Raw genomic sequence first — 13,792 nt, 5'->3', positions numbered from 1 at the left:
GATGGCGGTCTTCGAAGTCAAAAGGGGAAACTCCCCGGTCATCCTCGGATTTCCGCACACCGGCACTGACGTGCCGGCTGCGATCTGGGACCGGCTGAACGACAACGGACGAATCCTTGCCGATACCGATTGGCATATCCACCAGCTCTATGGCGGCCTGCTGCCGGAGGTGACCGTCGTTCGCGCCACCTTCCACCGCTACGTGATCGACGCCAACCGCGATCCCGCGGGCGTCAGCCTCTACCCCGGCCAGAACACGACCGGCCTGATCCCGGAAACGGATTTCGACGGCAAGCCGATCTGGAAGGATGGAGAGGCACCAACCGAAGCCGATATCGCCGAACGCCTCCGGACGTTCCACGCGCCCTATCATGCGGCGCTTGCCGCCGAGATCGAGCGCGTCAAGGCGATCCATGGCATCGTCGTGCTCTATGACTGCCATTCGATCCGCTCGCACATCCCGTTCCTCTTCGAAGGAAAGCTGCCGGATCTGAACATCGGCACCGACATGGGCAAGACCTGCGCGCCGGAAGTCGAGAAAGAAACGGCAGAAATCGCTGCTGCAGCAAAAGGTTACAGCAGCATTCTCAATGGTCGCTTCAAGGGTGGATGGACGACCCGCCACTATGGGCGCCCCGAGACTGGCGTGCACGCGATCCAGATGGAACTCGCGCAATCGACCCATCTGGCAGCGGAAGAACCACCCTTCGCGCTCGACGCCGCCCGTTCAGCACTGCTGCGTGAACCGCTGAAAGCCATTTTGAACCGCATCGAAACCATCGCATTTGACCTCAAGAGACAGACAGGGAGCGAGGCATGACCATGAACAATCCGCGCCACAACATTCGCGACGTGCGCGCCCCCCAGGGCACGACGCTCAACGCGAAGAGTTGGCTGACCGAAGCGCCGCTGCGCATGCTGATGAACAACCTCGATCCGAACGTGGCGGAAAACCCGCACGAACTGGTCGTCTATGGCGGCATCGGCCGCGCGGCGCGCACCTGGGCCGATTTCGACAAGATCGTCGAGACGCTCAAGGACCTCAACGACGACGAAACGCTGATGGTCCAGTCCGGCAAGCCGGTCGGCGTCTTCCGCACCCACAAGGACGCGCCGCGCGTTCTCATCGCCAACTCCAACCTCGTGCCGCACTGGGCGACCTGGGATCATTTCAACGAGCTGGATAAGAAGGGTCTCGCCATGTACGGCCAGATGACCGCCGGCTCGTGGATCTACATCGGCACTCAAGGGATTGTTCAGGGCACCTACGAAACCTTCGTCGAGGCCGGCCGCCAGCACTATGGCGGCAACCTCAAGGGCAAATGGGTGCTGACCGGCGGCCTCGGCGGCATGGGCGGCGCCCAGCCGCTCGCAGCCGTCATGGCCGGCGCCTCGTGCCTTGCCGTGGAATGCAACCCGGATTCGATCGATTTCCGCCTGCGCACCCGCTACCTCGACGAGAAGGCCGAGACGCTGGACGAGGCGATGGAGATCATCGCCCGCTGGACGAAGAACGGTGAAGCGAAGTCCGTCGGCCTGCTCGGCAACACCGCTGAAATCCTGCCGGAAATGGTTCGCCGCGGCATCCGCCCCGACATGGTCACCGACCAGACCTCGGCACACGACCCGGTCAACGGCTACCTGCCGAAGGGCTGGACCATGGCCGAATGGAAGGCCAAGCGCGAGAGCGACCCGAAGGCTGTCGAAAAGGCCGCACGCGCCTCGATGCGCGAGCATGTCGAAGCGATGATCGCCTTTCAGGACATGGGCATCCCGACCTTCGACTACGGTAACAACATCCGCCAGGTCGCCAAGGAAGAGGGCCTCGAAAACGCCTTCGCCTTCCCGGGCTTCGTTCCGGCCTACATCCGCCCGCTATTTTGCCGCGGCATCGGACCGTTCCGCTGGGCGGCTCTCTCCGGCGATCCGGAAGACATCTACAAGACCGACGCCAAGGTCAAGGAACTGCTGCCCGACAACAAGCACCTGCACAACTGGCTGGACATGGCGCGCGAGCGCATCTCGTTCCAGGGCCTGCCGGCACGCATTTGCTGGGTCGGCCTCGGCGACCGCCATCGCCTCGGCCTCGCCTTCAACGAGATGGTCAGGAACGGTGAGCTGAAGGCGCCTGTCGTCATCGGCCGCGATCACCTCGACTCGGGCTCGGTCGCCTCGCCGAACCGCGAAACCGAAGCGATGAAGGATGGCTCAGACGCCGTTTCCGACTGGCCGCTGCTCAACGCGCTACTCAACACCGCCTCGGGTGCGACCTGGGTGTCGCTGCACCACGGCGGCGGCGTCGGCATGGGCTTCTCGCAGCACTCGGGCGTCGTCATTTGCGCCGATGGCACGGATGATGCAGCCAAGCGACTGGAGCGCGTGCTCTGGAACGACCCGGCGACCGGCGTCATGCGCCACGCCGATGCGGGCTACGACATCGCTCTTGATTGCGCCAAGGACAAGGGCCTGCGCCTGCCGGGTATCCTCGGCAACTGATACGCTTTCGACTGACATACTCAACGGAAATGCTGATAGGGGCGCCGAAAGGCGCCCCTATCACTTTTTGATGAGACAAGTACCGGGACTGCGTCTTCCTTGCTTCGGCGCCTTGCAACTGTTGATCGCAATGCTAGAAAAATAATGATGCCATCGCATTTCTGACGATGCGTTGCAGAAGATCTCTTTTCGCTCAAGCGAGCGCTGATTGTTTATGAGAAGGCTTCATGTGTAAGGGCAGAAACAAGAGAAGAACCATTAGACATCCTATGTTTGCCGTGGGGCTTCTTACGAGCGTCTTTATTGCTTCGTCTTCGGTCGCCCAGAACGTGAGTTTCTTCGGCCCTGTTCGCAACGGAGAGCGGCATTTTACCGCCTTCCCGGAGTATATCGGCGTCGGAATGAGCCAAGGGGAGACCAAGAAGAGGGACGTGGTCTTCTCAACAATTCAGATGCTCGCCATCACTGCCGGAATTGAGGTGCGAGCCCAACCAGGCCTCGGAAGAAACACCATCGGCGTGATATTCAGAAAAGATGTCGTCCAGAATGGCCGGGTCGACGTTCGCAAAATTGAAGATTTCGGCTTCGACCCCTACTACAGCAAATTGCTCAACGACACGGCAGGAAGCGGCCCAGGAAACTGCGCCTCTGCCGTGAACTATTCTGCGGAAGGGCGGTTTGACCGAGCCGTCGTCGTTGCAAACAACGATGTCCCCGATCAGGAATTGGCGACCTGCGTGGCTCAGGCCCAGGCGCATGCGCTGGGGATAGCCACCTTTAACTCCAGCAAGGCCGACTTCTCGCGCTTCTTCGCGAGAATTATGATCCTTGTCGATCAAAAGAAGAGATGTCTCCAGGACAACCAAACCACATTGACCTGCAAATTTGTCGAGGAGCCCTGGGACTAACCCGGTTCGCGGCTGACCGTCCTCTTTCCTTTTCTATCGCCATCGAGCACCAGCAGCAGCAACAACCCGGCAGATCCTGCAACACCACCGAGCAGCGCCGTTCCGGAATAGTTGCTGATCCGGGTGCCGAGCGCAAAAAGCCCGGCGCAAAGCCCGCCGCTCAGGAAAAGGTTCACGGCGATCAGTGAGCTTCCCAGGCCCGGCCGGTCGGCAATCAGGTCCTGAAGGTAGCTGATCGGGATGGTGATCAGCGCCGCTGCACCGAAGGCGCCGATGAGGGTGAGCGCGTAGATCTGCCAGGTGGCCGTCGAAAAGCCGAGCAACGCCATGTAGCCGATGTAGATGGCCGTCCCCAGTGCCAGCGCCTTGAACGGAACCAGGCTCAACTGGATGCGTGCCCAGACGAAGATGAAGACGACTTCGAGGAAGGCGACGATGCCGACGATGATGCCGATATCGGTGACGCTGCCGCCGATCTCGTCGGTCATAATCAGGGGCAGAACTGCAGCGTTGACGTGGAGCGTCGAGGTGATGGTTGCGACGGCAATCACCCGCAGGAAGATGCGCGGTGCCAGGATCTCCCGAAACGACGTCCAATAGGAAAGCCGCTTGCCGAGCGCAGCGTCGGCCCCGCCTTCGTTGGGCAATCTGAAATAGACGATCAGCAGGTTGGCGAGGCAACCAAGGCAGGCGAGCAGATAGGCCGGCAGCATGCTTTCGCCGCCCGCCAGAGCGAAGCCGACCAGCCCGGGCACCAGAACCCAGGACACCGATATCGCCGCGCGCGCGCCGGTCGTCAGCGACGCGGCGTCATGCCCGCTCATCCGCCGGGCGATGCTGCGCACATTCGCAAAGAGCAGCGTGTAGAGCGCGCCATAAATCGGCAGCAGCAAGAGGACGCTGACGACGAAGCTCGTCTGGTACGGCAGCACATAGACGATGCCGTAGCCGACGACGCCGAAGAGGATCGCCGTCGACATCAGCACACGGTAGTTGCCGACGCGGTCCGCCAGGATGCCGATCGAGACGCTGACGATGACGTTCACGGTCGAAGCAAGAAGGATCAGCAGCGAATAGATGGCGTCGCTGAGACCCAGTTCGTTGATGCCGACTACGGACTGATAGGGCGAGGTTGCAGCACCCGCAAAGCCGAACAGGAAGATCGCCAGCATGCTGATCCGCATGGCCGGATTGCGCATGGCGCTGAGAATGGTGGAAGTCATGCTAGAACGTGTCCGCGAAGCGGGTGAAGGGCACTGCATCGTTCTTAAATCGGGATCGAGTTAAGGACAAACATGCAGCAACTTAAAGCGTTACAGCGACCTGACGCGTCTTGAACGACGGCGGCGCTGCAGAGGAGGGCCTACCCGAAAATTCGGGTAGGAAAAATACAGATAGTAAAGCCTCAGCCACCGCTCGACCAACGGGACGAGAAGCGGGCGACAGGCTCGAAGACAAAGTCCTGGTCGAACGGATAAGCAGGCCGCTGACGGCGCAAGCTCGCAAGGCCGGCGATGCCCTGATTGACGACGCCTTCGGTCAAAGCCATCAGATTGGGATTGGCGATCGGCGCGAGTTCGGGCGACAGATAACCCGACTTGACGACGAGCAGCCGCACGGCCTGGGGATCGAGACCGAGCCGACGGAAATCCTCGATATCGTGATAGGGCCTGCGGCGCGCGGCAATGACGATATCGATGGCGCCGACGCGCACCACCGCCTGCCGCTCACGCTCCAGACCGGAATCGTCGAGCCTGACGACCTCCACCAACATTTCGGCGCAGGGGCTTGCCGGGTCGAGGCTACCGCCGATCTTGAGCATCAGTGTTTCGCCGGCACCGGCAGCAAAGCAGGCTTCCACCGCCGGGCGATCGGTGATGCCGGCGATCAGGGCGCCGCGCCAGCCGCGTGCCAGCAGTGCCTTCAGCACATCGGCTCGGTCACCGACACCGCCACCGGTCGGATTGTCGCCGGAGTCCGCGAGGATGATCGGCGTCGTCGTCGCCCGTTCGGCGATATCCAGCATCTCGTTGAGCGGTCCGGTCACCGGGCCAAAGCGGAAGTTGCTACGCTCAGCCCAGTAGCCCGCGGCAATCTCTTCTGCCGCCTCCTTGGCTGCGGCCTTATCGGTGGCGGTCACGACCGCGCAGGCGGTCGCCCGAGGCTCGTCGGCCCAGACGTAGCCGACCATCAGGTTGGCGTCGAGGATGCCCGGCCGCTTATCAATCTCCGGCAGATGAGCGTAGAGCGATTTCGCCGGCTCGTCTTCGGTCGAGGTGCATTCGCCGGGCAGAAGCACCGGAACCGGCGTCCAAGCAATACCCGGACGCGTTCCGTCTCTGAGCGCCGAGACTAGCATCGACCAGGCGCGGGTCATGGTTTCCGGCGTGTCGATATGCGGCGCAGTGCGATAGGCTGCAAAGATGTCGAGCTGATCGATGATCCTCTGGCTGACATTGCCGTGCAGGTCGTAGCTTGCGGCAATCGGGCAATCGGGACCGACAACGGCGCGGGCCGCCGAAATCCAATCTCCCTCGGCATCATCCATGCCATCGACCTTGATGGCGCCATGCATGGCGAGATAGAGCCCGTCGATCGGCAGGGCCGCACGGAGTCCCTCGAGAAACTCTGCCTTGAATGCGTCGTAGACCCCTCGCGATACGGGACCACCGGGGACGGCGCGCGCATGCAGCAGCGGCAAGTGCTCGACGCCCTCGGCTTTCATGAAGCTGAAGTATTCGGCCTCCAGCAACGCCTGCCCGCGCAGCACGCGAAAGTCTTCCTCCGTCATCAGGACTGGCGAATAGGTGCTGCATTCAGTGTGGATGCCACCGACGGCGATGCGCATGGGCTTTCCTCTTAGAGATTGGGGCTGAGCGGAGCGATGGCCGCGAAGCGCAGCCAGTCCTTCGCCGCCTTCGGTGTCCAGGCCGCCTCGGCAATCGCCGGAAGCCGCGGGAAGACGAGGCGGTTGAAGTAGCTGCGCGAAAAAAAGTGCTCGCACCAGATGCAGGCCTGGACGCCCTTGAGGCGCGGCTTCAGCTCCTCGGGGAATTCACCCTCGGCCTCATAACCATAGGTGTGGGCGGGCGTTGCCGTCCCGGCCCAGCTCGCGCCGGGCTCCTGCCAGGCATCGGCCTGCGCCATGTCGAGATAATAGGCCTGTCCGGGGGTCATCACCACGTCATAGCCTTCGCGTGCCAGTTCGATGCCGACCTCCGGCCGCTCCCAGGCCATCAGCAGCGTCTCTTCGGTCGAGACACCGCCGGCATGCGCCACCTCGTTCCAGCCGGCGAGCTTGCGGCCACGCGCCGTCAGCATCTGTTTCACCCGCTTCAGGAAATAGGACTGCAGCGCGAAGGTGCCGGAAATGCCCTCCTGCTCCATCCGATACTTGGCAAGCGGCGAAGCAAGCCATGAGCCGTTCGCCACCTCGTCGCCGCCGATATGGATGTACTTGCTTGGGAAGAGCTCGACCATCTCATCGAACACCTTCTCGAGGAACTCATAGGTAAAGGCAACGGCGGGGTTGAGCGCATTGTTCGGATAGCCCTGCACCGAATGGTAGCTCTCTGGCGCCTCCTGGCCATCGGAGAGATCAGGCAATGCTACAAGCGTCGCCGTGCTGTGTCCGGGAATGTCGATCTCCGGCACGACATCGATATGGAGCGACGTTGCCTGCGCGACGATCGCCTTGACGTCAGCCTGGCTGTAGAAGCCGCCGACGGGTTCTGCACCATTGCCGAGCTGCGGCAGCAGCGCCTCGTCCGGACCGCGCAGAACGCCAAGCGTCGTCAGCTCCGGAAACGCCTTGATCTCCAGGCGCCACGCCTCGTCGTCCGTCAGGTGCCAGTGGAAGATGTTGAGCTTGAACCAGGCGAGGATATCGATCAGCCGCGCCACATCCGCGGTCGGATAGAATTGGCGGGAGACGTCGAGATGGCAGCCGCGCCAGCCGTAGCGTGGGGCATCCGAGATCGTACCGCTCGCCGGAAAGCGGAATTTGCCGGGATGATTGCGCGCTCCGTCCAGAAGCTGGGCAAGGCTGGTCAAGCCGTATTGCCGGCCGGCACTGCCGCCGTAGTTCAGGCGAATTTCGGTTTCGGAGAATTCAAGGCGATAGGCTTCCGCCGCCAACCCGGGATCCGCCGTGAAGACGACCGGCCGCCCCTGCTTCGATGCAGCGAGGCTGAAAGGGGTATGGCCCTCAGGGAACAATCGATGGAACATCGACAGGACCGTATCGACCGCTGCAAGGTCGTCTTGTCCAGCGCCAGCGGCCGGATAGAGAACGACCGGGAAACCAGTTCCAGCCCGAAGCTCGAGCTTCGCCGGCCAGGGCTGCAGCGCATAGGGCTGGTCGAGCTTGCCTTCCGGCAGCCGCACCGGCGGCGGTTCACTGACGGCGTTCTCAAGCAGCAGATCCGATACGGCGACCGGGACGTGTCGGCCATCGGCAAGCGTCAGATAGGCGGACTTGGCACCGTCGGTGCAGTGGCGCGCATTGCGATGCAGGCCGCTGACGGTGAAGGTCCAGCTTCCGCCGTTGTCGATCGTCAGCCCCTCGGGTGGGGCGAATTCGTGAAAATTGGCGTTGCGGCGCAGGAACACCGCATTGTCGCAAGCCTTGGGATCAATGACCCGCGTCAGCGACGTATAGGCGATCCTGAAACCGGACAGCGGCGCGCCAGAGAAATTGAACAGCGCGAAGGTGAACCGACCAAAGGGCCCGCCATCCGGCTGCCAAGACGCCTCGAGACGATAGGAAACCGGCTGCATGCTCTTCCTCCAAATGCAGTGTCAGTAGTGGCTTGATTGTGAAAACGTGCGGGCCAGTTCCGCCTGACCGGCAGTAAGCCCGCAATCGACGGGCAGGCAGACGCCCGAAATGGCCGCAGCGAGCGGTCCCGCCAGGAAATGCACCGCATTGGCGACATCATCGGGGTTGACGATCCGCTGCAGCGGATACCAGCGCCGCGCTTCTTCGAAGACATCCGGGTTTGACGCCGCCCTCGCCTCCCAGGCCTGGGTGCGCACAGTACCGGGTGCAACGGCATTCGAGCGGATGCCGAACTTGCCGTATTCGACCGCGATCAGTCGGGTGAGATGCAGCAGGCCGGCCTTGGCAGCGCTGTAGGCCGGATGGCCGAAGACGTTCATGCCATTGACCGATGCGATGTTGACCACCGATCCGCCCGTCTCTTTCAGCATGTCCTCGACGGCGCGGAAGCAGAGGAATGCTGCTTCGAGATTCAACGCGTTGTCCATGCGCCAGATTTCCGGTGTCGTATCGTGCAGGCTGACGGCACGGGCCGCGCCGGCATTGTTGACGAGCGTGCGCACCGTCCCCCGGCTTGCCGCCGTCGCGGCCATCGCCGCAACGCTTGTCGTATCGGTTACGTCGCAGGCAACGGCCACGAAGCGGTTGTCATCGCCGAGCGTGCGCGCCGCCCGTTCAGCGGCGTCCGCGTCGATGTCGACGAGCAGGATCACATCGTGATCGTCGGAAAGCTTGCGCGCGATAGCGCGGCCGATATCGCCGGCTGCACCGGTTACGATCGCGAGGGATTGCGTCATGCGCTGACCTTTCGCGGCACGTCAGTCTCCGAGAAGCTGGCGATCGTCACCGTCGCGGTGCGTGACCAGCTGCTGCTTGATGCGCCGAAGTGTGGTCGTCGCCTGGGGCTGCACCCGGTAGGCGACGAGGCTGGAGAGGATATCGAGCAGCGCCAGATAGGCGATGCGGGTGGAAGTGGGGCGGTAGATGTTGTTGCCCTCGGGCAGATCGACCGGCACGGTGATGCTGGCGGCGGCCGCCACCGGACTACCGCTCTGTGTCAGCGCGATGGTCGGCACCTTCAGTTCGCGGGCGAGCGTAAAAGCGCGCACGAGCTCGGCGTTGCGGCCGGAGAAGGACGAGCCAATGAGCACGTCGGTCGGCCGCGCCGCCGCCGTCATCATCAGCTGCATGCTGTGATCGGAGCTGGAGGTGATGCGAAGACCATAGCGGAACAGCCGGTTCTGCAACTCGCCGGCAATCATCGAGGAATTACCACCGGAACCAAAGGCGTAGATCATTTCCGCTGCGGCGATGCGCTCGACGGCCTGCTCGATCGCCGCCAGGTCAAGCGAGCGATGCAGAAGGAACAGCGCGTTCTGCGACTTGGTGATGATGTCCTGCGCGACATCGCCGGTCTCGCGGCTCTTCGGCTCCGGTTTCAGATAGCGCATGCCGATATAGGCGGTGCGGGCAAGTTGCACCTTGAAATCGGAGAAGCTGTCGCAGCCGAGCCGGCGACAGAAGCGGGTGACGGTGGGCGGCGACACGTCCGCCTTGCTCGCCAATTCGATGATGGAGGCGTTCACCGCAAACTCGAAATCATTCAGGAGAATGTCGGCAATGCGGTTTTCCGATTGGGAGAGCCGCCCTTTTTCTTCCTGGAGTGTCGCGAAGATGTCCATCGCCCGCTTGCGCCTTGCTTCAGATCATGAATGGGAGCGGGATGCGGGCGGAAAACCGCATACACTTTTCCTCATCCCGCTCTAAGATCAGCCTTCCTTCGGCCTGTAGGCGACGCAGTCGATCTCGACCTTGCAATCGACCATCATCGACGACTGGACGCAGGCCCGCGCCGGCGGATGAGCACCGAAATACTCCTGGTAGATCTTGTTAAATGTCCAGAAATCACGCGGATCGTCGAGCCAGACACCGCAACGAACCACGTGTTCCGGACCGTAGCCGGCTTCAGTCAGGATGGCCAGTACGTTGGCGATCGTCTTGTGGGTTTGCGGAATAATCCCACCCTCGATGATCTCGCCATTTTCCATGGCAACCTGGCCGGAAACATAAAGCCAGCCGTCCGCTTCCACCGCACGTGCGAAAGGCAAGGGTTTGCCACCAGCGCCGACCTGTTCCGCACCATAGCGCTTGATCGTCATCATGAGCCTTCTTGCAAATTATTTTCTTTGATCGTTGACAAGTGACCATAGAAAGCTGAGTTTGGCTAGCGAAAAACACCATTCATGAAAAGAATTTCAATCCAGGGCGCGAATATGCGGGATCCTTTCCTCAATCCATTCCCCTCCTCCGACACGGCACGCCACTCGATCTGGGAGATGCTCGTCTCGCGCGACATTACCGCCTTCCTGGCCGCAGACTGGTCGATGGTCGCAGGTGATTTCGTCGAGGACGGCTTCATCGGCATCGACGGCCGCCGCGAAACCAATCCCGACAATTGGCGGCTGACCTTCCCGTCGCTTGCGGCCTATCGCGAGGAGTGGCTGCGCCAGGCTAACGACTTTGCGACGCAGAGCTTCGCCGAAGATCCGCGCAATGCGATCTTCACGACGACGACTCTCGAAGACATCGAGATCAACGGCGACCAGGCGCTGGCGCGCAAGAAATTCGATGGCAGCCTCAAGAAGTCGGACGGCAGCGTCGACATCCTGAAATGGCAGACCGTCTATTATTGCCGCCTGCACGAGGGACGCTGGAAGATTGCCGGCTTTACCGGCTACTTGCCGAACCCGATGGGCCCGGCCTGAAAGACGCTATAGAAAAGGCAAAGGCATTGCGGATCTTCACAGCGGCGCTTGCGACCGAAACCAACACCTTCTCCCCGATCTGCATCGACCGCCGGGCCTTCGAAGCGTCGCTCTACGCGCCGCCCGGAGAACACCCGGAAACACCGACGCTTTGCACCGCGCCGATCACAGTCGGCCGCCGCATCGCCGTGGAGAAGGGCTGGAAACTGGTCGAGGGCACCGCCACCTGGGCGGATCCAGCCGGCCTCGTCAACCGGGAGACCTATGAAGGCCTGCGCGACGAAATCCTCGACCAGCTACGCGCTGCCATGCCCGTCGACGCCGTAGTGCTCGGCCTGCACGGCGCCATGGTCGCCGACGGCTACGAAGATCCGGAGGGTGACCTGCTGACGCGCGTCCGGGAGATCGTTGGCCCCGACATCCTCGTCTGCGCCGAACTCGACCCCCATAGCCACCTGACGGCCAAGCGCGCTGCCGCGTCGAACTTCTTCGTCTACTTCAAGGAGTTTCCGCACACCGACTTCGTCGACCGTGCCGAAGATCTCTGGCGTATCGTCGTCGATACGCTCGAAGGGCGCGTCACGCCTGTCATGTCGATCTTCGACTGTCGGATGATCGACGTTTACCCGACCTCGCGCGATCCGATGCGCTCCTTCGTCGACAAGCTCATGCGCATCGAGAAAGAAGATGCGGACGTGCTCTCGCTCTCCGTGATCCACGGCTTCATGGCCGGCGACGTATCGGAAATGGGAACGAAGCTGCTTGCCGTCACCAACGGCAAACCGGAGAAGGGCGCGAGCCTCGCGCGGGAACTGGGTCTCGAACTCTTCTCCCACCGCGGAACCTTTATCATGCCGCAGATCGACGAGAAGCAGGCCGTTTCCGAGGCACTCGCCGCATCGAAGGGTCCTGTCGTGATTGCCGATGTCTGGGACAATCCAGGCGGCGGCACCGCCGGCGACGCAACGGTGCTGCTCGAAGAGCTCCTGGCGCGCGGCGCAACCGACGTTGCGGTCGGGACGATCTGGGACCCGATGGCGGTGCAGATCTGCATGGCGGCCGGCGAAGGCGCCGAGATCCCGCTGCGCTTCGGCGCCAAGTCGGCTCCCGGAACCGGTCATCCGGTCGATGGCACCGTCAGGGTGGTCAAGCTGGTGCGGGACGCCGAGATGCGGTTCGGGGAGAGTTTTGCCCCGTTCGGCGATGCCGCCCACATCGTCTTCAACGGCATCGACATCATCCTCAATTCGACGCGAGCGCAGAGCTTCGATCCGAGCCTGTTCTCGGTGATGGGCATCGACCCAACGGCGAAGAAGGTCCTGGTCATCAAGTCGACCAATCACTTCTATGCCTCGTTCTCGAAGATCGCGTCCGAAATCCTCTATTGTTCGGCCGGCACTCCCTATCCGAACAACCCTGCGAAGACCGACTACAAGCGGGCACCGAAGAACATCTGGCCGAAGGTCGCCGATCCGCACGCAGAAGGGCGCGGCCCGAACCGCGCCTAGAGTGCGGCCATCGCGTCTCGCCGACACCGGTACGACGGGCTTAGTACGCAGACAAAAAAGACCGCTGTCTTTCGCTAGACAGCGGTCTTTTCCTTAGTTCTGAACGATCAGGCAGCCGCCGGATCGAGCACGCCCATGTCGATGTCGGTCAGTTCGACGCGACGTTCGAGCGCAAGGCCCGCCTCGTCGAACAGGTGGCAATCCGCAACCTTGATACCGGTCTGGATCGTCTCTTCCGGCCGGATCGCGGCCGTTCCCGGCAACATGGCGCAGAAGTTTTCGCCCTCGCCGCCGATCGCCGCATAGGCGACCGTATGGGCGCCGAGGCGTTCGATAACCGTTGGCGTGACCTTGAGGGTCAGGTCTCCGGAGCCCAGCGTGATATGCTCCGGCCGAACACCAAGCGTCAGTGTCCGCCCGGCAAGGCCGCTCTGCGGGTTGACGGGAATGACCACCGTCTGCCCCTTGTAGTCGACCTCGACACCGGCGTCGCTGATACCTTTGCAGGTGACCGGCAGGAAGTTCATCTTCGGATTGCCGATGAAGCCGGCAACGAAGGTATTGGCTGGCTTATGATAGAGCTCGAGCGGGGCGCCCGTCTGGGCGATCTGCCCGGCATTGAGGACGACGATCCGGTCCGCCATCGTCATCGCCTCGACTTGGTCGTGCGTGACGTAGATCATCGTTGCCTGCAATTGCCGGTGCAGTTTCGCCAGTTCGATGCGCATGTCCGCCCGAAGCGCCGCGTCGAGGTTCGAAAGCGGCTCGTCGAAGAGGAAGATCTTCGGCTCGCGCACGATCGCTCGCCCGATCGCGACACGCTGACGCTGGCCTCCGGAAAGCATCCCGGGCTTCTGCTGCAGGCGCTGATCAAGGTGCAGGATGCGTGCTGCATGCTCCACCTTCGCCTTCAGCTTCTCCTCGGCCATCTTTTCCACGCGAAGCGGAAAGGCGATATTCTCGAAGACGGTCATGTGCGGATAGAGCGCGTAGGACTGGAAGACCATGGCGATACCACGCTTGACAGGCGGCAGGTCGTTGACGCGTTTGCCCTCGATCAGGATGTCCCCCGAGCTGGCCTCATCGAGACCGGCTATCATCCTGAGCAAGGTCGACTTGCCGCAACCGGAGGGTCCGACGAAAACGACGAACTCACCGTTCCTGACTTCGAGATCGATGCCTTTCAGCACCTCGAAAGTCCCGTAGAATTTCTGAATCCGATTGAGATTGAGCTGTCCCAAGAAACTGTCTCCGGCCACCGGCGAGAAGCGGCTCATTTATAGCAGAGTTAGGTGGGGCCGCGAACCGATCCCGTCGGCGCGCGGCCCCGGTGGC

Annotated in this window: 12 protein-coding genes; 5 read left to right on the top strand and 7 right to left on the bottom strand. The window is 62.1% G+C overall.

Annotated elements, in window-relative coordinates:
* The first annotated feature begins 1 nt into the window (after position 1).
* The 3 genes from hutG to AC070A_RS21980 all read left to right on the top strand — a co-directional run bounded on the left by hutG (position 2) and on the right by AC070A_RS21980 (position 3,404).
* On the top strand, positions 2 to 820 hold the full coding sequence (gene hutG / locus AC070A_RS21990; RefSeq protein WP_218373258.1) for an N-formylglutamate deformylase: 819 nt from the start codon (positions 2 to 4) through the stop codon (positions 818 to 820).
* Positions 821 to 822: 2 nt separating this feature from the next.
* On the top strand, positions 823 to 2,496 hold the full coding sequence (hutU, locus tag AC070A_RS21985; RefSeq protein ID WP_057249270.1) for a urocanate hydratase: 1,674 nt from the start codon (positions 823 to 825) through the stop codon (positions 2,494 to 2,496).
* A gap of 269 nt (positions 2,497 to 2,765) precedes the next feature.
* Positions 2,766 to 3,404 (top strand): hypothetical protein, encoded by a 639-nt coding sequence (locus AC070A_RS21980; RefSeq protein WP_492383920.1) that lies wholly within the window; start codon positions 2,766 to 2,768, stop codon positions 3,402 to 3,404.
* On the opposite strand, the gene AC070A_RS21975 is transcribed toward AC070A_RS21980, so the two are convergent.
* The 6 genes from AC070A_RS21975 to AC070A_RS21950 all read right to left on the bottom strand — a co-directional run bounded on the left by AC070A_RS21975 (position 3,401) and on the right by AC070A_RS21950 (position 10,343).
* On the bottom strand, positions 3,401 to 4,627 hold the full coding sequence (locus AC070A_RS21975; RefSeq protein WP_057249158.1) for an MFS transporter: 1,227 nt from the start codon (positions 4,625 to 4,627) through the stop codon (positions 3,401 to 3,403). The genes AC070A_RS21980 and AC070A_RS21975 overlap by 4 nt on opposite strands.
* A gap of 182 nt (positions 4,628 to 4,809) precedes the next feature.
* A complete protein-coding gene (locus AC070A_RS21970) occupies positions 4,810 to 6,252 on the bottom strand; it encodes a M81 family metallopeptidase (protein ID WP_218373260.1) in 1,443 nt (480 codons plus the stop codon).
* An 11-nt stretch (positions 6,253 to 6,263) separates the two neighbouring features.
* On the bottom strand, positions 6,264 to 8,183 hold the full coding sequence (locus tag AC070A_RS21965; protein WP_492383919.1) for a beta-N-acetylhexosaminidase: 1,920 nt from the start codon (positions 8,181 to 8,183) through the stop codon (positions 6,264 to 6,266).
* A 21-nt stretch (positions 8,184 to 8,204) separates the two neighbouring features.
* Positions 8,205 to 8,981: an SDR family oxidoreductase gene (locus AC070A_RS21960; protein ID WP_218373262.1), complete on the bottom strand. Its 777-nt coding sequence runs from the start codon at positions 8,979 to 8,981 to the stop codon at positions 8,205 to 8,207.
* Between the two features lie 21 nt (positions 8,982 to 9,002).
* Entirely contained in the window at positions 9,003 to 9,866 is an 864-nt protein-coding gene (locus AC070A_RS21955) for a MurR/RpiR family transcriptional regulator (RefSeq protein ID WP_057249162.1), read from the bottom strand.
* An 87-nt stretch (positions 9,867 to 9,953) separates the two neighbouring features.
* The gene (locus AC070A_RS21950; RefSeq protein ID WP_057249271.1) at positions 9,954 to 10,343 is read right to left on the bottom strand and encodes a RidA family protein; all 390 of its coding nucleotides are present in this window, start codon (positions 10,341 to 10,343) and stop codon (positions 9,954 to 9,956) included.
* 114 nt (positions 10,344 to 10,457) lie between these two features.
* Here AC070A_RS21950 and AC070A_RS21945 point away from each other — a divergent pair, with 114 nt between their 5' ends.
* Together AC070A_RS21945 and AC070A_RS21940 are read left to right on the top strand one after the other, a co-directional pair.
* On the top strand, positions 10,458 to 10,949 hold the full coding sequence (locus AC070A_RS21945) for a hypothetical protein (RefSeq protein WP_113132695.1): 492 nt from the start codon (positions 10,458 to 10,460) through the stop codon (positions 10,947 to 10,949).
* A 26-nt stretch (positions 10,950 to 10,975) separates the two neighbouring features.
* Positions 10,976 to 12,457 carry a M81 family metallopeptidase gene (locus AC070A_RS21940; RefSeq protein WP_113737394.1) on the top strand — a complete coding sequence of 494 codons (1,482 nt, stop codon included), beginning with the start codon at positions 10,976 to 10,978 and terminating at the stop codon, positions 12,455 to 12,457.
* A 107-nt stretch (positions 12,458 to 12,564) separates the two neighbouring features.
* Here the strand turns inward: AC070A_RS21940 and AC070A_RS21935 are convergent, their stop codons facing one another.
* The gene (locus tag AC070A_RS21935; RefSeq protein ID WP_057249164.1) at positions 12,565 to 13,698 is read right to left on the bottom strand and encodes an ABC transporter ATP-binding protein; all 1,134 of its coding nucleotides are present in this window, start codon (positions 13,696 to 13,698) and stop codon (positions 12,565 to 12,567) included.
* Positions 13,699 to 13,792 lie beyond the last annotated feature (94 nt).

It is taken from the genome of Ensifer sp. GW101-20A05 (assembly GCF_059424735.1).
The sequence above is the reverse complement of the archived record's forward strand: the minus strand, read 5'-3'. Positions and strand labels throughout refer to the sequence as shown.

What these genes read in the sequence shown, in the direction of transcription:
- AC070A_RS21965 (WP_492383919.1), bottom strand. Translation starts at nt 8,183, where the DNA reads ATGCAGCCGGTTTCCTATCGTCTCGAGGCGTCTTGGCAGCCGGATGGC.
- AC070A_RS21980 (WP_492383920.1), top strand. Translation starts at nt 2,766, where the DNA reads ATGTTTGCCGTGGGGCTTCTTACGAGCGTCTTTATTGCTTCGTCTTCG.
- AC070A_RS21970 (WP_218373260.1), bottom strand. Translation starts at nt 6,252, where the DNA reads ATGCGCATCGCCGTCGGTGGCATCCACACTGAATGCAGCACCTATTCG.
- AC070A_RS21960 (WP_218373262.1), bottom strand. Translation starts at nt 8,981, where the DNA reads ATGACGCAATCCCTCGCGATCGTAACCGGTGCAGCCGGCGATATCGGC.
- hutG (WP_218373258.1), top strand. Translation starts at nt 2, where the DNA reads ATGGCGGTCTTCGAAGTCAAAAGGGGAAACTCCCCGGTCATCCTCGGA.
- AC070A_RS21975 (WP_057249158.1), bottom strand. Translation starts at nt 4,627, where the DNA reads ATGACTTCCACCATTCTCAGCGCCATGCGCAATCCGGCCATGCGGATC.
- AC070A_RS21955 (WP_057249162.1), bottom strand. Translation starts at nt 9,866, where the DNA reads ATGGACATCTTCGCGACACTCCAGGAAGAAAAAGGGCGGCTCTCCCAA.
- hutU (WP_057249270.1), top strand. Translation starts at nt 823, where the DNA reads ATGAACAATCCGCGCCACAACATTCGCGACGTGCGCGCCCCCCAGGGC.
- AC070A_RS21945 (WP_113132695.1), top strand. Translation starts at nt 10,458, where the DNA reads ATGCGGGATCCTTTCCTCAATCCATTCCCCTCCTCCGACACGGCACGC.
- AC070A_RS21950 (WP_057249271.1), bottom strand. Translation starts at nt 10,343, where the DNA reads ATGACGATCAAGCGCTATGGTGCGGAACAGGTCGGCGCTGGTGGCAAA.